The 23,934-nt window shown below is 71.0% G+C and carries 19 protein-coding genes; 8 read left to right on the top strand and 11 right to left on the bottom strand.

Annotation, left to right across the window (positions count from 1 at the left end; genetic code table 11):
- Positions 1 to 169 precede the first annotated feature (169 nt).
- Positions 170 to 1,225, top strand: coding sequence for an ArsO family NAD(P)H-dependent flavin-containing monooxygenase (locus tag ABT034_RS03045; protein WP_351210632.1), 1,056 nt, complete (start codon positions 170 to 172; stop codon positions 1,223 to 1,225).
- 104 nt (positions 1,226 to 1,329) lie between these two features.
- Here ABT034_RS03045 and ABT034_RS03040 read toward each other — a convergent pair whose 3' ends face one another.
- Positions 1,330 to 1,830, bottom strand: a complete 501-nt coding sequence (locus ABT034_RS03040; RefSeq protein ID WP_351210630.1) for a GNAT family N-acetyltransferase — start codon at positions 1,828 to 1,830, stop codon at positions 1,330 to 1,332.
- Positions 1,827 to 2,186 carry an ArsR/SmtB family transcription factor gene (locus tag ABT034_RS03035; protein WP_351210628.1) on the bottom strand — a complete coding sequence of 120 codons (360 nt, stop codon included), beginning with the start codon at positions 2,184 to 2,186 and terminating at the stop codon, positions 1,827 to 1,829. Before ABT034_RS03035 ends, ABT034_RS03040 begins: the two co-directional genes overlap by 4 nt.
- Positions 2,187 to 2,439: 253 nt before the next feature.
- Here ABT034_RS03035 and ABT034_RS03030 point away from each other — a divergent pair, with 253 nt between their 5' ends.
- From ABT034_RS03030 to ABT034_RS03020, 3 genes are all read left to right on the top strand, one after another.
- On the top strand, positions 2,440 to 3,900 hold the full coding sequence (locus ABT034_RS03030; protein WP_351210626.1) for an NAD(P)-binding domain-containing protein: 1,461 nt from the start codon (positions 2,440 to 2,442) through the stop codon (positions 3,898 to 3,900).
- Positions 3,897 to 5,138, top strand: coding sequence for an MFS transporter (locus ABT034_RS03025; protein WP_351210624.1), 1,242 nt, complete (start codon positions 3,897 to 3,899; stop codon positions 5,136 to 5,138). Before ABT034_RS03030 ends, ABT034_RS03025 begins: the two co-directional genes overlap by 4 nt.
- A 367-nt stretch (positions 5,139 to 5,505) precedes the next feature.
- Positions 5,506 to 6,780: a M23 family metallopeptidase gene (locus tag ABT034_RS03020; RefSeq protein WP_351210622.1), complete on the top strand. Its 1,275-nt coding sequence runs from the start codon at positions 5,506 to 5,508 to the stop codon at positions 6,778 to 6,780.
- 39 nt (positions 6,781 to 6,819) lie between these two features.
- On the opposite strand, the gene ABT034_RS03015 is transcribed toward ABT034_RS03020, so the two are convergent.
- From ABT034_RS03015 to ABT034_RS02980, 8 genes are all read right to left on the bottom strand, one after another.
- Complete coding sequence (locus ABT034_RS03015; protein WP_351210620.1) at positions 6,820 to 7,602, bottom strand: oxidoreductase; 783 nt, start codon at positions 7,600 to 7,602, stop codon at positions 6,820 to 6,822.
- A 77-nt stretch (positions 7,603 to 7,679) separates the two neighbouring features.
- On the bottom strand, positions 7,680 to 8,258 hold the full coding sequence (locus tag ABT034_RS03010) for a TetR/AcrR family transcriptional regulator (RefSeq protein WP_351210618.1): 579 nt from the start codon (positions 8,256 to 8,258) through the stop codon (positions 7,680 to 7,682).
- A gap of 561 nt (positions 8,259 to 8,819) precedes the next feature.
- Positions 8,820 to 9,416 carry a hypothetical protein gene (locus ABT034_RS03005; RefSeq protein ID WP_351210616.1) on the bottom strand — a complete coding sequence of 199 codons (597 nt, stop codon included), beginning with the start codon at positions 9,414 to 9,416 and terminating at the stop codon, positions 8,820 to 8,822.
- A complete protein-coding gene (locus ABT034_RS03000; RefSeq protein WP_351210614.1) occupies positions 9,413 to 9,772 on the bottom strand; it encodes a hypothetical protein in 360 nt (119 codons plus the stop codon). The genes ABT034_RS03005 and ABT034_RS03000 overlap by 4 nt, the downstream gene beginning before the upstream one ends.
- A complete protein-coding gene (locus ABT034_RS02995; RefSeq protein ID WP_351210612.1) occupies positions 9,769 to 14,865 on the bottom strand; it encodes an HD domain-containing protein in 5,097 nt (1,698 codons plus the stop codon). Before ABT034_RS02995 ends, ABT034_RS03000 begins: the two co-directional genes overlap by 4 nt.
- 197 nt (positions 14,866 to 15,062) lie before the next feature.
- A complete protein-coding gene (locus tag ABT034_RS02990) occupies positions 15,063 to 15,548 on the bottom strand; it encodes a DUF1269 domain-containing protein (RefSeq protein ID WP_351210610.1) in 486 nt (161 codons plus the stop codon).
- A 28-nt stretch (positions 15,549 to 15,576) separates the two neighbouring features.
- A complete protein-coding gene (locus ABT034_RS02985; RefSeq protein WP_351210608.1) occupies positions 15,577 to 17,394 on the bottom strand; it encodes an alkyl/aryl-sulfatase in 1,818 nt (605 codons plus the stop codon).
- Between the two features lie 77 nt (positions 17,395 to 17,471).
- The gene (locus ABT034_RS02980) at positions 17,472 to 18,443 is read right to left on the bottom strand and encodes a SulP family inorganic anion transporter (RefSeq protein WP_351210606.1); all 972 of its coding nucleotides are present in this window, start codon (positions 18,441 to 18,443) and stop codon (positions 17,472 to 17,474) included.
- On the opposite strand from ABT034_RS02980, the gene ABT034_RS02975 reads away from it, so the two are divergent.
- Complete coding sequence (locus ABT034_RS02975) at positions 18,397 to 18,831, top strand: FG-GAP repeat domain-containing protein (RefSeq protein WP_351210604.1); 435 nt, start codon at positions 18,397 to 18,399, stop codon at positions 18,829 to 18,831. The genes ABT034_RS02980 and ABT034_RS02975 overlap by 47 nt on opposite strands.
- Positions 18,832 to 19,133: 302 nt before the next feature.
- Positions 19,134 to 21,446, top strand: a complete 2,313-nt coding sequence (locus ABT034_RS02970) for an N-6 DNA methylase (protein WP_351210602.1) — start codon at positions 19,134 to 19,136, stop codon at positions 21,444 to 21,446.
- A gap of 26 nt (positions 21,447 to 21,472) precedes the next feature.
- On the opposite strand, the gene ABT034_RS02965 is transcribed toward ABT034_RS02970, so the two are convergent.
- Positions 21,473 to 21,802: a hypothetical protein gene (locus ABT034_RS02965; protein ID WP_351210600.1), complete on the bottom strand. Its 330-nt coding sequence runs from the start codon at positions 21,800 to 21,802 to the stop codon at positions 21,473 to 21,475.
- A gap of 228 nt (positions 21,803 to 22,030) precedes the next feature.
- On the opposite strand from ABT034_RS02965, the gene ABT034_RS02960 reads away from it, so the two are divergent.
- Both ABT034_RS02960 and ABT034_RS02955 read left to right on the top strand, forming a co-directional pair.
- Positions 22,031 to 22,183: a hypothetical protein gene (locus ABT034_RS02960; RefSeq protein WP_351210598.1), complete on the top strand. Its 153-nt coding sequence runs from the start codon at positions 22,031 to 22,033 to the stop codon at positions 22,181 to 22,183.
- A gap of 119 nt (positions 22,184 to 22,302) precedes the next feature.
- On the top strand, positions 22,303 to 23,856 hold the full coding sequence (locus ABT034_RS02955) for a UDP-N-acetylmuramoyl-L-alanyl-D-glutamate--2,6-diaminopimelate ligase (RefSeq protein ID WP_351210596.1): 1,554 nt from the start codon (positions 22,303 to 22,305) through the stop codon (positions 23,854 to 23,856).
- Positions 23,857 to 23,934: the final 78 nt, after the last annotated feature.

The following is a 23,934-nucleotide window of genomic DNA, read 5'->3' as shown; positions in this document are numbered from 1 at the left end:
ACGGTGCCCCGCCCTGGTGCGGGGCACCGTCGTACGGAAGGTCGTACGGAACGTCGTAGGGAAAGCCGTACGGGAAGTCGTACGGAAAGTCGTACGGAACGTCGTAGGGAAAGCCGTACGGGAAGTCGTACGGAAAGTCGTACGGAACGTCGCACGAAAGGAGTCCGCCATGCCCGCTCCGCTCGACGTCGTCGTGATCGGCGGAGGCCAGGCCGGTCTCGCCGCCGGCTACCACCTGCGGCGTCTCGGCCTCGACTTCGCCGTCCTCGACGCCCAGCCGACGCCGGGCGGGGCGTGGCAGCACACCTGGGACTCCCTCCACCTCTTCTCCCCGGCCGCGTACTCTTCGCTGCCGGGCCGCCTCATGCCGCCCCAACCCGGCGAGACGTACCCGGACGCCGCCCACGTCGTCGCCTACCTCACCGACTACGAGCAGCGGTACGAGCTCCCCGTCCACCGCCCCGTACGCGTGGCCGGCGTCCACCGCGACGGAGAACTCCTGCACGTGGAGACCGACTCGGGGTCGTGGCGGGCCCGGGCGGTCATCAGCGCGACCGGGACGTGGTCGCGGCCCTTCGTCCCCGCCGTGCCCGGCCGTACGAAGTTCCGGGGCGTCCAGCTCCACACGGTCGAGTACCGCAGCCCCGTCGACCTCGCGGGACAGACGGTGATCGTGGTCGGCGGCGGCAACTCCGGCGCCCAGATCGCCGCCGACCTCGTGCCTGCCGCCGCCCTGACCTGGGTCACCCCGCGCGAACCGCGCTACCTCGCCGACGACATCGACGGCCGCGCACTCTTCGACCACGCCACGGCCCGCCGCCGCGCCCTCGACGAGGGGCGCACCGACAGCGGAGGCGTCGCCTCCCTCGGCGACATCGTCGCCGTCCCGCCCGTACGGGAGGCCCGCGACGCCGGACTCCTCAAGGCCCAGCCGATGTTCGACCGCGTCACCGCGACCGGGGTCGCCTGGGCCGACGGCACGACCGCCGAGGCGGACGCGATCATCTGGTGCACCGGCTTCCGCCCCGGCCTCTCCCACCTCGCCCCACTCGGCCTGCGCGGCCCCCGAGGCCACATCCCCACCACCGGCACCCGGGCCCTCGGCGAACCCCGCCTCCACCTCCTCGGCTACGGCGACTGGACCGGCCCGGCCTCCGCCACCCTCATCGGCGTCGGCCGCCCGGCACGCGAGGCAGCACGGCAGATCGCGGATCTGCTGCGTTGAGACTCCCCATGTCGTGCTGGGGTCGCTGTTGGACTGGCTGCTGCTGAAGAGCAGCCCGCCTGGGGGCCGGGCGGGACACCGGAAGCCGTCCGACAGGGCGGGTGTCAGGAGATGACGGCGCTTCGACGCTCGACCAGGACGGTGTCGCGCCAACGGCCGTGGTGTCGGCCGATGCGTTCCCGGGTGCCGATCACACGGAAGCCGACCCGCTCGTGGACGGTCAGGCTCGCGGCGTTCTCCGGGAAGATGCCGGACTGGATGGTCCAGATCCCGGCCGCCTCGGTGGAGTCGATGAGCGCCTTGAGCAGCAAGGAGGCGACGCCTCGGCCACGGGCGTCGGGGTGGACGTAGACGGAGTGCTCGACCACGCCGACGTACGCGCAGCGGTCGGAGACCTTCGTGGCGGCGACCCAGCCGAGGAGGCGGCCGGTCTCGTCGACGGCGGCGAAGCGGTGTTCCGGCAGCTTGGACGCGTCGAACTGCTCCCACGTGGGGGCGGTGGTCTCGAAGGTGGCGTTGCCCTCGTCGATGCCGGCCTGGTAGATCGCGATTACTTCGACGGCGTGTACGGCGGTGAGCGGGACGACCAGGGGGGAGGCGGTCACGCGGCTGCCGTGGTCAGCAGCTGTCCCATGGCGGCGAGCACGGCGGGCTCGACGCGGTAGTAGACCCAGGTGCCGCGCCGCTCGGAGGAGAGCAGCCCGGCTTCCTTGAGCTTCTTCAGGTGGTGGGACACGGTGGGCTGGGAGACGCCGACGTCGGAGATGTCGCAGACACATGCCTCCCCGGCCTCGTGCGAGGCGACCGCCGAGAACAGTCGCAGGCGTACGGGGTCACCGAGCGCCTTGAACATCTTCGCCGTCCGCTCGGCCTCGTCCGCGGTGAGCGGGCGTTCGGTCAGCGGCGGGCAGCACGGCTCGACCTCGGGCTGGAGCAGCGGCAGCACCCTTGCATTCGACATACGTCTATGTTGACACATGTCGAACCAGAGGCAAGGGCCTACGGGCGACGCAGCTGCCGAGCGGCCCTTCGCGCAGGAGGCTGTGCGCTGCGGCGAGGCCGGACTGGCCGCCCCCGATGACGTCGACGCCGACGCCGGCATGTTCCATGGGGACCACTCCGTTTCGATGAATGTCTATGTTGACGTCTATCGATATACAGTGCATGCTGAGAGCACAAGAGATCGACAGACGTCGAAACACAAGGGGTTCGTCATGAACGTCACCGCCACCGACCAGCTGCCCGTCCTCGTGATCGGAGCCGGCCCCGCCGGTCTGGCCGCCGCCGCCCACCTCGTCGACCGGGGCCTGGAGCCGCTGGTCCTCGAGGTCGGCCCGCAGGCGGGCGCGGCGGTGCGCGAGTGGGCGCACGTGCGGCTGTTCTCCACGTGGGGCGAGGTCACCGACCCGGTCGCCGAGAAGCTCCTCGCTCCGACCGGCTGGGTGAAGCCCGACCCGAAGACGTACCCCACCGGCGGCGACTGGGCCGAGAAGTACCTCCGCCCGCTCGCCGAAATCCTGGGAGACAAGGTCCGCTTCGGCGCCCGGGTCTCCGGCATCTCCCGCTCCGGCCGGGACCGGATCGTCGACGCCGACCGCGAGACCCAGCCCTTCGTCGTCCACGTCGCCCACGCGGACGGCCGGGAGGAGCGCATCCTCGCCCGCGCCGTGATCGACGCCTCCGGCACCTGGTCCACCCCGAGCCCGGCCGGCGCCTCCGGTCTGCCGGCCCTCGGTGAGAAGGCCGCGGCCGACCGCCTCGCCTACCGCGTCCCCGACCTCAAGGACCCCGCCGTACGGGCCCGTTACGTGGGCCGGCGCACCGCCGTCATCGGCTCGGGCGCCTCCGCCTTCACCGCGCTCGCCTCGCTCGCGGACCTGGCCAGGTCCGAGGGCGGCGAGGGGACCAAGGCCGTGTGGATCCTGCGCCGCGGCATCTCCGGCTCCACCTTCGGCGGCGGCACCGCCGACCAGCTCCCCGCCCGCGGCGCCCTCGGCCTCGCCGCCAAGGCGGCGGTCGACGAGGGCCACGCGGACGCCGTCACCGGCTTCCGTACGGACACGATCGAACGCGACGGCGAGCGCCTGGTCCTGGTCGCCGAGGACGGCCGCCGGCTCGACCCCGTCGACGAGGTGATCGTCCTGACCGGCTTCCGCCCCGACCTGACGTTCCTCGACGAACTGCGCCTCGGCCTCGACGACCGGCTCCAGGCCCCCGTCGCCCTCGCGCCGCTCATCGACCCGAACCAGCACTCCTGCGGCACGGTCTACCCGCACGGCGTGAACGAGCTCTCCCACCCCGAAGAGGGCGTGTACCTGGTGGGCATGAAGTCCTACGGCCGCGCCCCGACGTTCCTCGCCCTCACCGGCTACGAACAGGTCCGCTCCGTAGCCGCCGCGATCGCGGGCGACCGCGAATCCGCCGAGCGCGTCGAACTCGTCCTCCCGGAGACGGGCGTATGCGGCGGCGCCGGCCTCTTCGACCAGCCCGGCACCGACCAGCCCGACGCCGACCAGCCCGGCATCGACCAGCCCGGCATCGACCAGCCCGGCATCGACCAGCCCGGCATCGACCGGCCCGGCATCGAGCAGTCGGCAGCGGGCGGCTGCTGCGCCCCGGCCCCGGCGCTGATCCAGCTCGGCACCGCCAGCCCGGCGCCCTCCTGCGGCTCGTGACCGACTCCAACACCCCGACGGCCGGGGCCGCGACCGGGACGGGGGTCCGGTCGCGGCCCCGCGCCGTCCTGCCCGCGCTGTGCGCGACGCAGATCACCAGCTGGGGGATCGTCTACTACGCCTTCCCCGTCCTGCTCTCCCGCATCACGGCCGATACCGGCTGGTCGTCGGGTGCCACGACGGGCGCGTTCTCCCTGGCACTTCTCGTCTCCGCAGCGGCGGGCGTACCCATCGGCCGCGTCCTGGACCGGCGCGGCCCGCACTTGATCATGACGGGGGGCTCTGCCCTGGCGGTCACCGGCGTGCTGGCCGCAGCAGCCGCCCCGAACCTCCTCGTCTTCTACGCTGCCTGGGCGCTGACCGGCATCGCGATGGCCGCCACCTTCTACCAACCCGCCTTCGCGGCTCTCACCCGGTGGTGGGCTCCCGACCACGTACGCGCCCTCACCGTCGTCACCCTCGCCGGCGGCCTCGCCTCCACCGTCTTCGCCCCGCTCACCGCCGTCCTCGCGGAGCACCTCGACTGGCGCGCCACCTACCTGGTGCTCGCGGGCGTGCTCGCCGCGATCACCCTCCCCGCCCATGCCCTCGCCCTGCGGGCTCCCTGGCCACCCGCCCCGCAGCCCCAGATCTCCGAACAGCCGACAGGGGCCGACCAGACGGCGCGAAGTGGGCCCTTCGCCCTGCTCGCCACGGCGTTCACGCTGTCCGGCTTCGCCATGTACGCGGTCGTCATCGGGCTCGTACCGCTCCTCGAAGAGCGCGGAGCGAGTTCGACCACCGCTGCGTGGGCACTCGGTCTCGGCGGCGTCGGGCAGACACTCGGCCGCACCCTCTACTCCACCCTCGCCACCCGCGTGACCGTCACCAGCCGAACCACCGTCCTGATCGCCCTCGGTGGCGCCACCACGGCCGCCCTCGCGCTGGTTCCAGGCCCGATTCCCCTCCTCGTCCTGTTCTCCGTCCTCGCCGGAGTCGTACGGGGAAACCTCACGCTGCTCCAGGCCACCGCCGTCACCGACCGCTGGGGGACCACCCACTACGGCCGACTCTCCGCCCTCCTCACGGCCCCGGCCACCATCGCCGCCGCCCTCGCCCCTTGGGCCGGAGTCGCCCTCGCCGGCCTGCTCGGCGGTTACGGCGGCCTGTTCCTCGCCCTCAGCGGATGCTCGTTCGCAGCGACCCTCCTGGCGACGAAAACCGCTCCCCGAGAGAAGACCGGGCCTACTGGGGTCTGAGCCTGGGGCTTCGTTCGCGAACGGATCCGAACGGATGACGGGAGTCGAACCCGCGCCATCAGCTTGGGAGTCACCGCTGCTCTGGCCGTCCATACGGCCTCTGACCTGCGGAAAAGTGTATTCGTGGGTCCTTCCGGGAGGCTCTGCTCACTCCCGTGGTGACCGCTGTCCAACGCCCTGGAGGGCACGGTTGGGCAAGTGCCCGCCCCCGCTCGGCGGGCCGGTGCGGCTGGACGGGTGTAGTTCGCGTCTGACTCCGGCGCCGTCCGCCGGGAGCGACGCTTGGCCGGATTACATGGGCCTGCGCCTCGGCGTGAGGCGTGCCGGTGCCCTTCACGGTCCCGGACCCGACGGCTGGAAGAGCGCCATGGCAGAGAGCCACCCTCGCAACCGCACCGGCCGCAGCACGCTACGGCGCGGGCTCGCCGCCGCCGTGCTCGCGGTCGGCATGCTGACGGCTTCGACGGCACCCGGATACGGGACCGGCCCGACCACGCCGGCGCCCGGCCCGCAGTTCACGCCGTTGACGGCGGCCGTGTTGACCGAACCGGCGCCGTTCCGGGCCACGGACGGCAAGACGCACCTCTCGTACGAACTGCTCACCACGAACGCGCTGCCCAGCACCGCGCGGGTGCGGCTGGACCGGGTCGAGGTCCGGGACGCCCGCACGCACCGGGTGGTGGGCTCGCTGAGCGGCCAGGCGCTGGCCGATGCCGCCAACCCGGTGGGCGACCCCCTGCCGGGTGCGGACGGGTACACACCGGCGCCGCCGGGGCCGACGCCGACCGTTATCCCGGGCTCCCAGCAGTGGGTCGTCTGGCTCGACCTGGCCCTCGACCGAGGTCAGCGGGTGCCCAAGGTCCTCGAACACCACCTCTCCGGTGCCGTCCTCACCGCCTCCGGTTCCTCCCCGTTCGAGGAGACGGTCCAGATCACCCCGACCGACCGCACCGAGCCGCTGAACCTGGACGCGCCGGTCCGTCCCGGCACCTGGTACTCCAGCGAGTCGTGCTGCGGCAACACCCACCACCGGCGCGGCCTCGGCCCGATCAACGGCCGCTTCTACGTACCGCAGCGCTTCGCGATCGACTGGTACCGGGTCGGCGAGCAGGGACAGACCTGGGAGGGCGACCCCGCGCGGCTCACCAGCTACCTGAGCTACCGGCAGCCCGTCGTGGCGGCGGCGGGCGGCAGGGTGGTGGAGGTCCAGGACGGGATCCCGGACAACACACCGCCCGTCACGCCGCCGGTCCCGCCGATCGAGCAGACCGTCGGCAACCACGTCACCGTGGAGGTCGCGCCCGGCCGCTACCTGCTCTACGCCCACCTGGCGCCCGGCTCGCTCAAGGTCCGGGAAGGCGACCGCGTCGAACCCGGCCGGGTCCTCGGGCTGATCGGCAACAGCGGCAACTCGACCACGCCGCACCTGCACTTCCAGGTGATGACCACGCCCGAGTTCTTCCCGACCGACAGCCCGCCGTTCACCTTCCGGAAGTTCCGCGTCGTCGGACAGGTCGAACCCCGCCTCTGGGACGACAACCTGGGCACCCAGCCGACCGGCGTCCTCCCGATCACACCCTCGCCGCACGAGGGCCCTCACCACGCGCGCTATCCGCTCGACCGCGAGGTACTGGAGTTCTGACCGGCTCCTCAAGCCCCTGCTGGCACCGGGCAGTTCGTCTCACACCGTCTTGATGCCGCCTCCCTCGACCACGTAGTCGGCGCCGGTCACGCTTGCCGCGCGGTCCGAGGCGAGGAACGCGACGACGGCCGCGACTTCGTCGGGTTCGACCATGCGCCCGGTGCTCATGCCCATCGCCGCGGGCACCGCGGCCAGGAAGTCGCGGTGGTCGACGCCGCTGGCCTGCGCCAGCCGGGCCCCGAAGCCGTCGGTGTCTTCCCACATGCCGGTGCGCGTCGGTCCGGGGGAGACGGTGTTCACGCGTACGCCCCGCGGTCCGAACTCCTCGGACAGTGCCTTGCCGAACGCGTTGAGAGCCGCCTTCGCGGCGCCGTACTCGATGGGGCCCGTGCCGGGCAGGCGCGCGCTCATCGACGAGACGTTCACCACCGAGCCGCGGCGTTCCAGAATGCTCGGCAGCAGCCTGCGGGTGACCCGGACCGTGCCGAACAGATTGACCTCGAAGCTCTGCGCCCACAGGGCGTCGCTGGTCGCGAGGAACCCGTTCAGGGTGAACTCGTCGCCACCACCGAGGTTGTTGACCAGAACGTCCACACCACCCAGTGCGGCCAGCGCCTGTGCCCCCAACTCCTCGGCACCTTCCGGCGTACTCAGGTCGGCCGCGACCGGGTGGGCGCCGATCTCCTTCAGCTCGGGCGTGATCGTCCGGGCTGCCCCGACCACCCGGACGCCCTCGGCGACGAGCTGCCGGGCGATCGCGAGGCCGACACCCCGGCTGGCCCCCGTGACGACCGCGGTCTTGCCGGCGAGATCGAGTTCCATGTCCCACTCCCCACATATTCTTGAATCAGAGGTACAAAATGAGCCCGAAAACATAGGGCTGCCGTCGCCGGCGCCGACTACAGCGACCTCATCGCCGCGTCCGCGACGCGCCTCAACTGTGTGGCGTCCTCGGCGGTTCTCGCCAGCACGCGCATTCCGATGACTGTCGCGAGCAACCAGCCGGCTACCGCCGCCGCGTCGCGGTCGCCGGCGATCTCGCCGGCCCGCTGGCCTTCCTCGACGGTGGCCCTGAACGCGCTCTCGGTGCGCGCGAACATCTTGCGCACCGTGTCAGCGGTCCCGGCGTCCGATGTGCCCAGCTCGGCGGCGGTGTTCACCGCCATGCAGCCGCGCCGGTCCGGATCGCCCAGGTCGAGGTGGATCAGGGCCTCCAGGGCTCCCCGCAGCCGGTCCTTCGCCGAACCGGGGTGATCGAGAAGCGCCTCCAGCCACGCGGCCTGAGAATCGCGGTACCGCGCCAGGGCCAGCTCGAACAACGCGTGCTTGCTGCCGAAGGCGTTGTACAGGCTGCCCTTGCCGATGCCGATCTCGTCCACGAGGTCCTGAGGCGTCGTCGCCGCGTACCCCTTACGCCAAAACACACCCATCGCGCGCTCCACCGCGACGTCCGGATCGAACTGCTTCGGCCTGCCCATGGCCCCACCGTAGCAGCGTTCTTGACCCAGAGGTCAAAATCCCCCCTCGCCGACCAACCAGACGCAGCGGTGGCACGGAACTGGCACGCCAGCCCAGCCGGCCGCCGAGGGCGGCCGCATCGCCTTCGGCCTGGCCCGCGCTGTGGAGGAACCCCGCCCAGCCGCCCTCCGCCCCGCCCGCCTGGCCCTGGTCACCGTCCGAGCCCTCGACTCCCACCTCCTGCTCCTCGCCGGCGTGCTGCCGACAGCCGCCGCCTCCTACCGCCGCCTCGTGGGCCCCCTCCAGGAGTACGACGCCGAGCACGACGTCGACCTGGTCCGCACCCTGACCGCCTGCCCGGACCACAACAGCGCCTGGCGCAGGATCGCCACCGCCCTCCACTACCGCATCGGCCGTATCCAGCACCTGACCGGCCGTGACCCCTCGACCGCCCGCGCGACCTTGTCGACCTCTACCTCGCCTGCACCATCGACGAGGGCTGACCCGCCACCCGACAACCCCGAAGCCCAGTTCGGCCACGTGGCACTCCCCGCCCCACGCCCCCACGGTCCTGGGAGTGCTCAATCGCAGGTCTTGGCCGGCTTGACGCTCACCACCGCCGCCCACGGCAAGGTGAGCTTGTCGTCCGCCTTGGTCCTGATCTCCACGTGCTGCTGGTCGGCGCGGATCAGATCCCCGCACAGCACGCCGGTGGTCGTCCGCACCATGACCGGCTTCGTACCGGAATCCGGTGTGGTCAGCCACGCGATGACGAGTGCTCCGACTACCAGGACCACTCCGAGGACGCAGAGCAGATAGGCCCAGGCCAGCGCCCGTGTCACCCGGGCCACTTCCTGTCCGGTCCAGTGGCGTAGGGCCTGACCGCCCAGGAGGATTTCACGCTCCGGGGCGCCGTGCGCCGCTCGCGCCGCCAGGAGCGAGCCCACGACCAAGGACACGAAGGCTGTGATCAGGAGCCCCGTGGCGATCGCGCGAGCCGCCGTCGGCAGGTCTACGAGATTGTCGCGGCCCTTCAGCAGCACGAGGACCGCGAGTAGGGCTGTCAATCCCGTGAGACCGGTGCGCCACCCCTCCGCCTGTCTGCGTAGTTCCGGAAGCCTGGTGAACTCCAGGTCACGAGCGAGTTCGGCCCAGCGGCGCTCAGAACGGACACTCATCGGCGGAGTCTCCAGACTGCGCCACAGCCGAGGAATGACGTGTCCGGCGGGCCTTGCGGATGGGGATGGCCGCACTCGCAGAAGTGCACCTCCGCAAGCAGCGGTTCGGGTGCGTCCTCGGCCTTCCGGGTGGCCCCTCTTCCGAAGAGCAGGCTGAGTGCCCCCTTTGTGCCCACGCCTGGCCGTCCCCACGGGAACAGCGTTCTGGTCGTGCCGTGACAGCGAGGGCACGCCCCCGCGACGACCACGCCCTCTCCGCCCGTGGCCGGTTCCTGAGTGAACAGAGCGGCGTCGATCTCGCCCAGATCCTCGTCGGCGTACGGCACACCGTGATCGTGCCGGGCGGTGGTCGTCATGGCCTGTCTCCTCTGTCGGCGGTGCCCTCCAGCCGGACGGCGAACATCCCCGCGTAGATCTCCAGGCGACGTCGCACCCACTCGGGCGTCTCCTCCACCGCCAGGGCGCAGCGCTCCAGACGGTCCTGCCCGACATGACCGGTAAGCGCCGGAAGTTTCCCGTCGTGGCGTTCGGAGAGGATCGCCAGGTCCTGCCACAGGGGTACCACGTCGGGTACGTCGGTGATCGACGGCGGTGCCTGCTCCAGCCCGAGATACGGCGTGACGCGCCGCTGCCAGGTGTGTAGTACGGACTCACCCAGACGGCCCGCGATGCTGACCAGATCAAGGGGCAGCAGGCCGGTGCCGGGCTCGGAGACGCGGTATGCCGGGTCGACTGCCACGGCGTCGTGGGCGCTGGGCACCTCTTCCGGCAGAGCTGCCTCGGCATCGGCGGTCAGCTCCGGTACGAGGGCGCCGATGACCCGTAAGGGAGCGAGAGCCTGGTAAGCCGTCCGGGCGCCGATGGTACGGGCACGGGCGTAGTCCATCAGTCTCTGCGCCGTGACCGGGACCCAATGAGGGGTCTCGAACCACTCGCCGTCACTGTCCTCGTCCGGACCGACGTCGACCAGCGCGGCGATCTCGTCCCACGTCGGGACGAAATTCCTGAGTCCGTCGGGCGGCTCCGGGGCCACGAAGGCCGCGTTCAGTCCCAGGTCGCGGGCCTCCCGCCGCGCGATGTCCCACAGGACGGACAGCTTCTGGCGAAGCCGCTGACTTCCGGTGAACAGCACGGCCGAGCTCGCCGGCACGGGGTAGTCGGCACCGGACCAGCTCGGGTCCTCGCCGGAGAACGCGTATCTGCTGGGCGTGGGCAGTTCGTCCCAGGCACGCAGTAGGTTCGCCGCGTCCGGGAGGTCAACCTCGGCCTCCCTCAGGTCTTCGAGGTAACAGGCGAGGTCGTCGAACGACATCTCATGCGAGCGGACGAACGAGAGGTCCCGGAGCGACACGCCGCCCTCCAGACGGATGCCCTCCCCGTGGAGCCATCGCGCGAGACGGCCGGTTTCGAGCGAGGGAATGGTGTCCCTGCCGGGGGAGCGCTTGGTGTAACGACGGCGGTGGACCACTCCGACGCCCTCTGCCGCGCGGGCGAGGGCCCGCTCGGCTTCCCACACGCTCAGTTCGCACTCTGCGGCCAGCTCGATGGCGGCGCCCCAGAGGAGCTCCGGCCGGCCTCCGGAGCCGGGGACGATGTAGTGGCGCATGACGTCGGAGATCTCCGACGGGACCTCGGCCCACCGGACGGCCAGGACCGGATCGGGCGCGGGGCGGCCCAGCCACGCGAACGCGGCCATGCGGCGCTGCGCCTCCCCCACGTCCAGGCCGGTCGCGGCTGCCACCAAGGGAACGTCCCAGGGATGCATGGCGGGACGCCAGTGGTGCTCGTCCTCCTGAAGGTACAGAAGCCTCAGTTCGGCGTCTGTGCAAACGTGGTCTTGGTGGTGATCCGGGACGGCGCCCAGGGGCTTGCCCACGAACGGCGCGTACCGGTCGCACGCCTCGGCCAGCTCGCCGAGCGGCTGCCGAGCATGTGCGGAGGCCCGGACGATGCCGGACAGATCGTCGGGTGGGTGTCGGTAGAAGATCTCAAGGGAGGCCCGGCGCTCCCGCGGCAGAGGCTGGCCCCAGACGGTGACCTGGAGGCTGCTCATCGGGTCGCGTTCGCTGCCCAACAGCCCATTCATGACGAGCCAGTCGGTGAAACCCGGGTTCCAGTCCAGGTCACCGTCGCCGACAACCGCAGGCCCCGCCAGCCGAGGATGGGCGATGCGCAGGCCGCGGGTTGCGCGGAGAACCTCCGCCACGGTGGTGTCCTGCTCGAGGGCCACTTGAACCGCGCCACGCCAGTCGTCCCCGACCTTCGTCGCGATATCCGACCAGCCCGGCTGCGGAACCGGGTGGCCGGAGAGGGACAACGGAACCGCTTCCTTCGAGCTGCGGAACCCGGGACTGAGGGCAGCCCGCCGCCAGGGCCGGACCGCCCCCTTGGGCCCCATTTCCTTATGCGCCCTACGCGGGTCCCCCAAGTTGGCGTCCATCCGGAACCAGCCCACCTCGTCGAGATTCACCCGCCGACCGAGGTCGTCCGACGCGACCACGCCTCGACCTCGCAGCGCCTTCCAGAGGATGCGGGCGATGGAACGCTCCCGGGATTCCATGTCCCAGAGCCACGGGAGGCGCAGCTCGGGGCTTTCCGCCAGCACGCGCGCGCCCCGCTCGTGCTGCTCGGCCGCCCACCCGATGTCGTAGGACTCCAGCTTCTTCCGGTTGGCGCTGAGCTCCCCGGCGTGCGGACCCGACAGATTGAGCACGTACCCGAACGTCCGCTTGTCTGTGGCGATCCCGTCGCACACGATCGCTCCATCGCCCGAGACCCACCACAAGGTGCCTGGCACCGCCTCGATGGCGAACCTGGCGGAGAACGAGCCTTTCTCCCGGCCGGTTTTCAGCTGTCCGGGCAGCCAGATCTCCTCCGCGCCGTCGAGGTCACGCACCTCAAGCCGGAACTCGCTGATCAGAACCATCGAACGCAGCAGCGCCACGACGGAGTTCGCGTCCAGCGCCCCTGCCTCGCGCAGATGCAGCCGGACGCGCGTGCCGCCCTCGGGCAGCGCCGCGCCTTGGCGCTCGTCCTCCTCGCGAACCCGGAAGAGGCTGCCGCTGACCGGGATCTCGACGCGCAGTGCCCGCGCGGCGGGACGCCCGTCCGGGCCGACCGGCCGGGTCACGATCGTCATCTCGTCGGCCAGCATGAAATAGCTGAAGACACCGATGCCGAAACGGCTGTTGGGGTACAGCCGCAGGGAACTGTCGTGGCGGAGCCACGCGGCCTGCTCCCGCCGGAAGGCATGGGACTGGTCGAAGCGGCGGCCGGCCCGGGTGAAGGTGCTCTTGAGCTGGTCGGCCGTCATGCCGACGCCGTTGTCCACGCACTCGACGTACGGGCCGCGGCTGTCCTCACCCATCTCGATGCGGATCCGGCCCGCCCACGCCCCCTGTTCCCGACCCAGACCCCGAAGGTACCGGTAGCGCATCTCCCGGTACCGGCAGGCGTCCATGGCGTTCTGGTACAGCTCTCGGAGGGCGAGCTGGGGCTCGCCCTCGTACAGCTTCTCGCCCATCAAGAGCCGGCGGATCTCCGTCTGCGCGAGTGAGAACTGGGAGAGCGGGACGTCGTAGGCGTCCACACCGTGCCGGCGGTCCGCCCGGAGCCGCTGGTCGGAGAGACGTACGGGGAGGCCGCTGAGCAGCGCTGCCTCGTCCTGCGGAAGGTGACGTGCCGACTCGCGCAGCAGGTGCCCGAGGTCGTCGGCGTCCTCGACGACCGTGGCGAGTGCTGCGTGAATCGCCGGGTGCGGGCAGACCGCGTCGAGATGGAGATACGACGAGGCGCTCGCGTCCTGGTCGAGATCCCAGAACGCGTCCCGGAGCACGGAGAGCACCTCGCCCGGCACCACTGGATCGGATACGGCAAGGTGCTCAGCGAGGACTTCCGGCAGGCATCGGGCGTCGAAGGCGAGCAGTCCCGCCAGCCGCAGCAGCGCCGCGAGGGGACGCACGCGCAGGCGCCACGGCATTCTGCGGACGACGTGACGGCCGGGTGGCAGCAGCTGATCGTCCGGAGGCGCCCCGATGACGGGGCCCGCGGCGACCGCGCGCAGCACCGTGGACAGTGCCGCTGCCCGGCCGCCGAGCTGCTCGCCCGTCGTCTGCGGCGGTAGGTCGAGGAGCCGGGCGACGAAGTCGTCGGCCGGGGCGGCGGGTACGGCCTCCTCGTCGGTCGCGAACCGCTCCTCGATCCAGCGGTGGACCAGCCACAGCGTGACGGCGTGGCGGTCGTCCGCAGGGTTGGTCAGCCACAGGTACGCGTCTTTGAGCTTCTCGGTGATCTGGGGGTAGTGCTCGGTGATCTGCTCGTAGTGCCGCCGTTGTTCGTCCGCCGTGGTCCGTCGCCGTGTGAGCCGGGGGGACAGCTCGGCGGCCTGGCTCAGCCGCTCGGCCCAGGACATCTCGTGCAACAGCACGCCGGCGATGAGCGCGGTGACCTCCAGCGCCGACAGCTCGGCGTCCTTGGGCAGGAGCTTGGGCAGGCGATCGGTCAGCAGCCGGACCGGGAACTCGTCGTCCGCCCACGGATCGGGCAGCCGTTTCTGAGCACGCTGGACATGCCGAGCGGCCTGTGCGGCCAAGGAGGACAGGCACTCCTGGAAGTGGGCGACGATCTCCGCGTCACCCTCGGGGACCCGCTCCCAAAGGGCAGGCGTGCGGACGACGTCCTGCCAGGGCTCCAGCAGCCTTCTGCCCTCGGCGACCTGGAGAGACCGGGTCTGCTCCGCAAGGTCGGTGCCGTAGTGGATCAGGACCTGCTGCGGGCCCGCCTGCGCGCGCATCGAAGAGGTCCGGGTGTCGCGTCTGGCTTGCTCGTACACCTCCTCCACGGTGGTGGCCTCGGTCAGCGGGTCGAAGGCATGGGCGAGAGCCGCCGTGAAGAAGCTGCCTCTCTCCGCGAAGCCACTGGACTCGCCGGGTCCGCAGCCCGTCATCATGGCGAACCCGCTGTGGGGCGGACCTTTGACGACGTTGCTGCCGAAGGCCGGCCCCTCCTTCCCCCAGCGGCAGGCGTCGATCAGCCACAGCACGGTGCCGGCCCTGCACGCGGACAGATAGCGGCTGATGTCGGCTTCCAGGAGCGACTCCCGCACGTGGGGCTGCTCCCACCCGTCCGCGTCGTCGTCGGTGCCGGCAGGGGCACGCGCGTCGGACGGCACCAAGTAGTCGGTGGTCCCGATGCGGACGCCGTGGCCGGTGAAGTAGAGCAGCAGAGTGCTGCCGCGCGGTGCGGTCGAGGACAGCGTGGAGATACGTTCGGCGATCGCGTTCCGAGTGGGGTTCAACAGTGTCTCCACCGCGTAGCCGCTGCCTTCCAGCGCGGCGCCCAACACGTGCAGATCCGCGGCGACCGTTGCTGCCAGGGAGGGAAGCGAATGCTCCGCTTCCGGATTCTCACCCGAGCCGATGAGCAGGGCTATGCGGCTGGTGTCGTCCACTCGGCGCTCACTCTCCTTCCGACACGCCTACTTTCTCACTCGATCAGACCCGGCCTGGTTGGAGGGAGAGAAGCCGGGAAAACGGCGAAGGCCCCGGTCTCTGACCGGGGCCTTCGTTCACGAACGGATGACGGGAATCGAACCCGGGCTAGAAGCTTGGGAATCACCCGGTACTCGAGCCCGGAAGCCATGGGGCGTCAGGCGTCGAAGACTTCCCGGAGTTTGGCCTCGTCGTTCTTCGAGAGGTTGCTGCGGATCAGCTCGGCGCTGCCGGCCGGGAGGGCCTCGTGGACGCGGTCGAGGACGGCGTCGGAGGTGAGGAGGAAGAGGGCGGAGGTGCCCGGCTTCACCTCGCCCCGGACGCCTTCGATGAAGTCGTCGTCGATGCCGACATCGGCGAGGGAGCCGCCGAGCGCGCCACCGAGGGCGCCGAGGGCCGCGCCGAGGAGCGGGACGAAGAAGATCAGGCCGAACAGCATGCCCCAGAAGGTGCCGGAGAGGGCGCCGGCGGAGGTGAGGTTGTGCAGCTGCTTGGTCTTGGGCTGCTTGCGGTCCTCCGGCCAGGTGACGACGGCCGCGTCGTGGACCCGGACGAGGCCCTGCTTCTGGAGGGAGAGGAGGGTCTCCTCGACCTGGGCGGCGCCGTCGGGGGTGGGGAACTTCCAGGCGGTGAGCGTGGCCATGGGGCGTCCTTTCACGGGGGCGTGGGGTTCAGGGGGTGACGATCGGGAAGCCCGGGTCGGGCTGGGTGACGTAGGAGAAGAGGCGGGTCAGCAGGGCCGGGTCGCCGTCGGTGGTGATGCCGTCGAGGCCCTTGCCCGCGAGGACGCCGAGGAGCTGGGGCTTGGTGAGGGTGAGGGTGAGGCCGGCGGGGGTGCGGGGTTCGCGGCGGAGGGTGCGGTGGGTGAGGGCGCCGTTGTGGAGGGTGAGGCGGTGGCGGGTGTCCTCGTCGGTGAGGACGAGGTCGAGGGTGAGGTCCTCGTGCCAGGCGCGCGGGCCGTCGATGCGGACGGCGATCGAGTCGAGGAGCATGCCGGTGGTCAGCGCCATGACCATCTCGGGGTTGGCGGCGTCGAGCAGGGCCGCGTTCTCGCCGTGGCGCAGTTCCATGGCGGAGGTGAGGTAGAAGTTGCGCCAGGTGCCGTTCTCGGCGCCGTGGCCGAGCCGGTCGTAGACCCCCGCGAGGGTCTCCTTGGCCTCGGAGTCGCCGGCATCGGCGAAGATGAGGTGGTTGAGGAGGGTGGCGGCGAAGCGGAGGTCGCCCCGCTCGATGTAGTCGCGCGCCTTGGCGAGGGCCTGTCGGGGGCCGCCGGCGAGGTCGACGTACCGCTTGGCGAGTTCGACGGGCGGGTGCTCCCAGAGGGTGGCGACGTTGCCGTTGAACCAGCCGAGGTATCGCTGGTAGATCGCCTTGACGTTGTGGTTCAGGGAGCCGTAGTAGCCGCGTGCGTGCCAGGAGTTCTCCAGGGCGGGCGGGAGCTGGATCTCCTCGGCGATCTCCGGGCCGGTCAGGCCGCTGTTGAGCAGGCGCAGGGTCTGGTCGTGCATGTACGCGTAGAGGTCGCGCTGCTCGGAGAGGTAGCGCACGACGTGGTCGTGGCCCCAGGTGGGCCAGTGGTGGGAGGCGAAGGCGACGTCGTACTGCCCGTCGAAGAGGTCGATGGCCTCGTCGAGGTAGCGGGACCAGATGCGGGAGTCGCGGACGACGGCGCCGCGCAGGGTCAGGATGTTGTGCATGTTGTGCGTGGCGTTCTCCGCCAGGCACAGCGCGCGGTGATCCGGGAAGAGGAAGTTCATCTCGGACGGGGCCTCGGTGCCGGGGGTGAGCTGGAAGACGATCCGTACGCCGTCGACCGTCTCCTCCTGACCGGTCTCCGTGATGTCCACGGTGGGCGGGATGAGCGTGATGGTGCCGGTGGAGGTGGTCATGCCGAGACCGGCGCCGATCTGGCCGTCGGGCGCCTTGGGCAGCCGGTCGCCGTACATGAAGACCGCGCGGCGGGTCATCGCGTTGCCGGCGTAGACGTTCTCGCTGACCGCGTGCTCCAGGAAGCCGGCCGGGGCGAGGATCGGCACGCCCTCCTCGGTGCCGCGGGGCAGCACCCCGCGGGCGCCGCCGAAGTGGTCCCCGTGCGAGTGGGTGTAGATCAGGCCGGTGACCGGGCGGTCGCCCCGGTGCTCGCGGTAGAGGGCGAGCGCGGCGGCGGCGGTCTCGGCGGAGATGAGCGGGTCGATGACGACCACACCGCGCTCGCCCTCGACGAGCGTCATGTTGGAGAGGTCGAGGCCGCGGACCTGGTAGATGCCCTCGGTGACCTCGTACAGCCCCTGCTTCGAGGCGAGTTGGGCCTGCCGCCACAGGCTGGGGTTCGCCGTGTCGGGGCACTCGCCCTTGAGGAAGTCGTAGGCGTCGTTGTCCCACACCACGCGGCCGTCCGCCGACTCGATCACGCCGGGGATCAGCGCGCCGATGAAACCGCGGTCGGCGTTCTCGAAGTCGGTGGTGTCCTCGAAGGGGAGGGCGCTCATCTCTTGCTCCGTTCTGCGGCGGTGCGGTCCGGTCCATCTCAACACCGGATGGCGGTATGTGCACTTTGTTACGAATGTCAGGTCGGCTCGCTGTCAGGGGCGGTACCAGGACCGGTGCCCGCGTGCCGCCGCGCGGCGATCCAGGCGTGCCCTTCGGCGACCGCCGTGTGCAGGGCCCCGAACAGCTCGGGACGTGCCGGTACGACTCCTCCCTCGCCGAGCCGCTCGCTCAGCCCGGATGCCTCCAGGGCTCGTACGAGCGGGGGTTGGGCCCCGGCCAGGACGAGCCGGCCTCCGGCGTCGGAGAGCGTCCGGGCGTACCGGTCGAGGAGCTTGATCACGGCCGAGGACGGCACGTCCGGCACGGTCCGTACGACGAGTACGAGGACGGCGTCGCGGGCTCCGGACGGGTCGGGCAGCTGGGCCTCGATGCGGGGGAGCTCGGCGAAGAAGGACACGCCGGCGTAGTCGAGGACGGTGACCTCGCCGGGCGGCAGCCGCTCGGGCGGGTCGGCGGTACGCCAGGCCCCGTCATCGTCCCGGTCGAGGGCGAGGACCTTGGCCTGGCGGGCGGCCTGGGCGCAGTACAGCAGCAGAGACAGGACGGCGCCGAGGACGATGGCCCGCTGGAGGGGGAGCTGGGTGGTGGCGAGGAAGGTGAGGACCATCGCGGCCGACGACATCCGGGAGGTCCGGAGCACGAGGCGGATGTCGTGGCGCTTGCCCCAGATCAGCTCGCCGCCGACGACGAGGATCAGGCCGCCGATGACGGGCATGGGGATGCGTTCGGCGAGCGACCCGCACAGCAGGACGACGAGGGCGAGGGAGACGCCGGAGATCACCCCGGCCCAACGGGTGCGGGCCCCGGCGGAGACGGCGACTCCGGTGCGGGACATCGAGCCGCCGGAGGGCAGCGCCTGGAACAGGCCGCCGAGGAGGTTCGCGTACCCCTGGGAGCGGAAGTCGCCGTTGACGTCGGAGCGCGAGCCGTCGGGGTTCGGCATGGACGGCGAGATCCCGGCGGCCTGTGCGAGGGCGACGAGCGCCACGGAGAACGCCCCGCCGATCAGTTCGGGCACGGCGGACAGGTCGGGGGCGCTCGGTGCCGGCTGGCAGGTCTACAACTCGCTCGTCGGCACCGGCGATCTGAACGGCGACAAGGCCGGTGACCTGCTGGCCCGCGACGCCGCCGGTGTCCTGTGGCGTTACTACGGCAACGGCAAGGGCGCGCTGGGCGGCCGCGTGAAGGTCGGCCCCGGCTGGCAGGCCTACAACGCGCTCGCGGGCGTCGGTGACATCACCGGCGACGGCAGGGCGGACCTGGTCGCGCGAGATGCGGCTGGAGTGCTGTGGCGCTACAACGGCACCGGCGCGGGCACGTTCTCCACGCGGGTGACGATCGGCGGCGGCTGGCAGATGTACAAGACGCTGTTCTGACCCACCCCCGCGACACCGCGCCCCCAGGACCTGTGTCCTGGGGGCGCGGTGGTTTCAGCCCTCTGAATTTTTGTTAACCCCTGTAATGAGGGAATCGAGGATCTGGCGCAGTCGGGGCCGTACAGCTGACCAGGCATCTCTTCTTCTTCTGGGCTGAAATGGTGACACATCCGGGGTCAGGGGGTTCTGATGCGCTCTGCATGGCTGCTTGAGCACTGTGCATGCGCACTTGGTTGACGCGTGCTTCCTCTCGTACGGTCCTCACATCGGAAGATCAAACACCCAGACCTAGAGGAGCCACGATGGAGTCGTCGCACGACGAACAGATCGGTCTGATCACCCGGACTCAGATCGCGGACCGCGTGGGCGTCAAGCGTCCGGCGGTGTCGAACTGGGCCCGGCGCCACCAGGACTTCCCCACCCCGGTGCGCTCAGGCGACATGGAGCTCTTCCGGGAGGCGGAGATCGCGCGGTGGCTGGTGGGCCGCACCATTCCGCGCGGGCAGTTGCTTGACGGGGAGCAGCCGGGCACCACCTACGCCGAACGCTTCGGCCGGACCGACGCGAAGCAGCCGGAGGCGGAACGGAACACCGCGAGGCGCGCGTCCCCGCAGGCCGGAGCCGAGGACAGCAGAGCCGTCGACCAGCTCATGCGGCTCGCGGAGCGCGTACGGGGTCCGGCGGCCATGGCGGATTTCGTGAATCTCTGCCTCATCGTGATGTACGTGCGGCACGCGGAGCCGGAGCAGTGGCGTCGGATCGAGAACGCCATGGCGGAGGGGCGAGGTGCCCGGGACGCGCAAAGCCTGCTGCGTTCCCTTGGTGACGCGGCCCAGCACACGCTGCGCCGCAACGGCGTGCACACCGACCTGCGCAGCAGCTTGCTCCAACTCGAACCGCGGAGCTGGAACGATCTCACCCAGGCCGTACGGACGGCGGCCGGTGCGGGCGTGGGCGCGTTCCAGCTCGTCTGGGAGTCGTTCAGCGCCCGGGAAAAGCTGCAGAGCTCGGAGTTCTGCAGCCCGGTGGGCCTGGCGTCGCTGTCTGCGGCGCTGGTGTTGTCCCCAGGGCAGAAAGCGACGGTGCTGGACCCCTACATGAGGGGCGGAGAGATGCTGGCGGCCGCGTACCGGCACATGGGGAACACGGACGGGACCGTGCACGGCGAGACTCTCGACGGTCGCCTGCAGGCTGTCGCGAGTCTGTACCTCCTCCACCTCGGTGTGCGGCCGAAGGTGGGCAGTACCCGGTCCGATCGATGGCCGCCGGAGCGGGAGCATGCTGTCGATGTCGTGCTGACGAATCCCCCGTTCAACATGAGCGACGCGCCTGGCCCGGGGCGGCGAACGGGCGACTGGCCGTACGGAGCACCACCACGGGGCAACGACAACTTCGCCTGGGTGCAGCACATCCTCAAGGCATTGGCCCCCGGCGGTCGGGCAGCGGTGGTCATGCCCGTGAAGGCGGGCAACTCGGTGAATTCCGCCGAGCGGGAGATCCGGCATGCCCTCGTCCGCAGGGGAGCTGTGGAATGCGTCATCGCGCTGCCGCCCCACCTGTTCTCAGCGACCCCCGTGCCGGTCGCCCTGTGGCTGCTGCGGCGGGTCGAACACCCGGTGCGCGAAGGTGTCCTGTTCGTCGACGCTCAGGGGTTGGGGGAGAAGCACCGGCGTCGGCGAGTGTTGCGGGATGCGGATCGGGACGCGATCACGGCGGTCGTCCGTCCGTGGATCGACGGGGAGGAGTCCCTGGACGGCGCGGAGTGCGCACGGCGTGCCGCGGATCGGGGCTTCTCGGCTGCCGTGGTGGCACACGCGGAGATCGTCGGCGACGAGTATTCGCTGCGGCCCGCTGATTACGTGGGTGGTGGACCGTACGGGGCCGTTCCCCTCGCCGCACAGCTGCGCGAAGCCAGTGACGAGGCCGAAAGAGCTCGGAACGAGCTGCTTCTGCTGGAGCGGCGGGTGGAGGGAACGGGGACCGGCTGGCGTGCCGGCTCGGGACCGGGCGAGTGGGCGCAGGTAGTCCTCGGAGACCTGTGTGAGATTCAGGCGGGCCCCTCGTACAGCCAGCTTCCAGCGGCAGCCCGCACGGAGGACGGCGATGTCCCCCTCGTCTTTCCGCAGGATCTCGGCGCAGGGAAGATCACGGACGAGCCGCGTCATCGAGTGTCACGGAGGACGGCCGATCGTCTCAAGAAGTACGCGGTGCAGCAGGACGACATCATCTGTGTGCGGACGGGCGTGCAGCAGCAACCCGCGCTGGTCTCGGGCCGGCAGGCCGGCTGGCTGCTCAGCTCGAACGTGACGCGTCTGCGGGTGCGGCCGAACGCCCAGATCGATCCTCTGTACCTCCACACCTATCTCGGGCTCCAGCATGCGAGGGAGTGGATGTCCCACCGTGCCGCAGCCACGGCGGCCCCTTCCCTCAGTTCTCCGGCTCTCGCCCACCTTCCCGTACGTCTTCCGCCCATCGAGCAGCAGCGACGGCGTGCGGAGACCCTCGGTGAACTCAGCCGGATTGCCGAGGCGCATGCCTCGTACGCCTCGGCACTCGGCCGACTCCGGGCCGAACTCGCTGAACACCTGCTGCACGGTGCGCTCGAGCCGTCGTGACGGCGTGCCTCGCGCGCGAACGTGAGTCAGGGGAGGAGGTCCAGGCCCGTCACCGCCACGGCGTGCAGGGGGTTGCGGCCGGCGGACGAGTTGTGGCGGGCCCGGGAACCGTCCGCGGTCGTGTACTCGTAGACGACGTCCGGGCAGGTCTTGTAGGGCTTCAGCGAGAGCAGGGTCGCAGGGACCTCGACGCCGGTCTTCTCCAGCTCCCTCACGTTGCGGAGTCCGGCCTTCGGGCCGCCGATGATCACCAGGCCGAGGGCGGTCACCGCCAGGCCCACGAAGAGGAACAGCACGAAGACGAACACGAGGAGCACGGTGCCGGCACACTGGTCAGCCGTTTCGGCGGCCTTCACGACCCTCCTCGGCTGGGGCACCCTCGGACTGGCCCTCCCCGCCTTCGCCCAGTTCCCCCCGGCAGCCTGCCCGCGTCGCTGAGCCCCCACCGACCGAGGAGGCAGCACTCCATACCGGCCGGGGTGGCTGGAGAGGGTTTCGGCCGGCCGCCGCCGTGACGGACCGGTGGCCTTCACGTGCAGGCAGAGGCGGTCATCGGGTCGCTGGGCGGGCCGTACACTCGGCCCATGGGTCGCACACGTTCCTCGAGGCAGTGCCTGCACCAGGCCGCCTCCGAGATGCGCCCGGCCGCCGGGGTTCCGACCGCCGTCGACCCGACCGGCGCGGCCCTCGCCGCAGCGCCCAGGACGCGCCGTACCGCCCTGCACGGCCACGGCTAGCGCATCGCGCCTCCGGCTCCTCCGCTCCACATCACCACAGCAGCTTCCCGGCATGCCGCCGGCACTGCCGCCTGGCTACGGCCGCACGCCCGGGCCCGAGCCCCCTCGAAGGGATCATTGTGAAGCTGAGCGCATTGCTGGCCGGGCAGGAGCACCACGTTCTCCAGGGTGATCCGGACACGACGTTGATCACCGCGGGAACCACCTTCGACGCCGACCGGGTGAAGCCGGGCTCGCTCTTCATCGCCGTACCCGGACACCGGGAGGGCGGCCCCGGCTCCGTCTCGCCCGCCCTGGCCCGGGGCGCCGCCGCCGTGCTCGTCGACAGCAGCGAACCCGCCCTGCCGGCCGGGGTGTGGCCCGCGGGCACCTGCGCCGTCCGGGTACCCGACGCGCGGACGGCCGCCGCGGTGGTCACCTCCCGTTACTTCGGCGAGCCCGGGCGGCAGATGGAGATGGTGGCGATCACCGGCACCAACGGGAAGACCTCCGTCTCGTACATGGTCGAGTCCGTCCTGCGGATCGCCGAGGGCGCCAGGGTGGGGGTGATCGGCACCGCCGGAAGCAGGATCGGCGACGAACCGATCCCCATGCCGCCATCGGTGCTGACCACGCCGGAATCCCCCGACCTGCAGTACCTCCTGGGGTTCATGCGCGACCGCGGGGCGGCCGGGGTGGTGCTGGAGGCCACGTCGATGGCGCTCCTTACCCACCGGGTGGACCGTACGTTCATCGACGTCGGGGTCTTCACCAACCTGACGCAGGACCATCTGGACGACCACGGGACGATGGCGGACTACAGGGACGCCAAACTGCGGCTCTTCCAGGGCCTGTGCCGGCGCGCGGTGGTCAATGCCGACGACCCGGTGGGCGCGTCCATCGTGTCGATGATGCCGGGTGACGTGACCACGTACGCCCTTGATCGCCCGGCCGACTACCGGGCCACCGACCTCGTGGTGAGTGCCTCGGGCACGCGGTTCGCCCTCCACCACGACGGACGCGTCTACCCGGCCTCGATCCCCGTCCCCGGCCGGTTCTCGGTGGCCAACGCGCTGGCCGCGGTGGCTGCCTGCCACGTGCTGGGGCACGAGCTGGGGCCGCTGGTCGACGCGCTCGACCGGATGCTGCCCGTCCCGGGCCGGATGGAACGCTTCCGAACCCCGCTGGGTACGTCGGTGATCGTGGACTACGCCCACTCGCCGGACTCCCTGGACAAGGTCCTGGCCGCCATCCGGGGCTTCGCCCGCGGCCGGGTGATCACGGTCTTCGGCTGCGGCGGTGACCGCGACACCACCAAACGAGCCGAGATGGGCCAGATCGCCGGGACCCGTTCCGACCTCTGTGTCCTGACCTCGGACAACCCCCGCAACGAGGACCCCGAGGCCATCCTGGACCAGATCGCCCCCGGCCTCACGGCAACGGGCACCCCCTTCCGGCGCTACACCGACCGGCGCCGGGCGATCGCCTTCGCCTTGTCCGCAGCGGGCCCCGACGACACGGTCCTGATCGCCGGCAAGGGCAGCGAACCCCACCAGATCGTCGGCGAGAAGCTGCTCCCCTTCAGCGATATGGCCACGGCGCGCGAACTGGCCCGGACCCAGCCCGTACGCAGCACCGGGCGCCCCGCGGCCGGCCCGCCGCCGCGGACGACGGGAATCGAGCCCGCGCTATAAGCTTGGGAATCACCGAAGCTGACGCCGATCATAAGGTGTCTGACCTGCGGAAAGGCCCCTTCTCGCGGCTCCTCCCGG

The sequence above is a fragment of the Streptomyces sp. NPDC002773 genome, assembly GCF_040295605.1.
GTDB lineage: Bacteria > Actinomycetota > Actinomycetes > Streptomycetales > Streptomycetaceae > Streptomyces.
Note: the sequence above shows the minus strand (reverse complement) of the source record. Positions and strands in the feature narration are given on the sequence as shown.

Coding starts and splice junctions, on each gene's coding strand:
- ABT034_RS03045 (WP_351210632.1), top strand. CDS start 170: ATGCCCGCTCCGCTCGACGTCGTCGTGATCGGCGGAGGCCAGGCCGGT.
- ABT034_RS03035 (WP_351210628.1), bottom strand. CDS start 2,186: ATGTCGAATGCAAGGGTGCTGCCGCTGCTCCAGCCCGAGGTCGAGCCG.
- ABT034_RS03030 (WP_351210626.1), top strand. CDS start 2,440: ATGAACGTCACCGCCACCGACCAGCTGCCCGTCCTCGTGATCGGAGCC.
- ABT034_RS03020 (WP_351210622.1), top strand. CDS start 5,506: ATGGCAGAGAGCCACCCTCGCAACCGCACCGGCCGCAGCACGCTACGG.
- ABT034_RS03015 (WP_351210620.1), bottom strand. CDS start 7,602: ATGGAACTCGATCTCGCCGGCAAGACCGCGGTCGTCACGGGGGCCAGC.
- ABT034_RS03010 (WP_351210618.1), bottom strand. CDS start 8,258: ATGGGCAGGCCGAAGCAGTTCGATCCGGACGTCGCGGTGGAGCGCGCG.
- ABT034_RS03005 (WP_351210616.1), bottom strand. CDS start 9,416: ATGAGTGTCCGTTCTGAGCGCCGCTGGGCCGAACTCGCTCGTGACCTG.
- ABT034_RS03000 (WP_351210614.1), bottom strand. CDS start 9,772: ATGACGACCACCGCCCGGCACGATCACGGTGTGCCGTACGCCGACGAG.
- ABT034_RS02990 (WP_351210610.1), bottom strand. CDS start 15,548: ATGGCCACGCTCACCGCCTGGAAGTTCCCCACCCCCGACGGCGCCGCC.
- ABT034_RS02985 (WP_351210608.1), bottom strand. CDS start 17,394: ATGAGCGCCCTCCCCTTCGAGGACACCACCGACTTCGAGAACGCCGAC.
- ABT034_RS02975 (WP_351210604.1), top strand. CDS start 18,397: ATGGACGGCGAGATCCCGGCGGCCTGTGCGAGGGCGACGAGCGCCACG.
- ABT034_RS02970 (WP_351210602.1), top strand. CDS start 19,134: ATGGAGTCGTCGCACGACGAACAGATCGGTCTGATCACCCGGACTCAG.
- ABT034_RS02960 (WP_351210598.1), top strand. CDS start 22,031: ATGGGTCGCACACGTTCCTCGAGGCAGTGCCTGCACCAGGCCGCCTCC.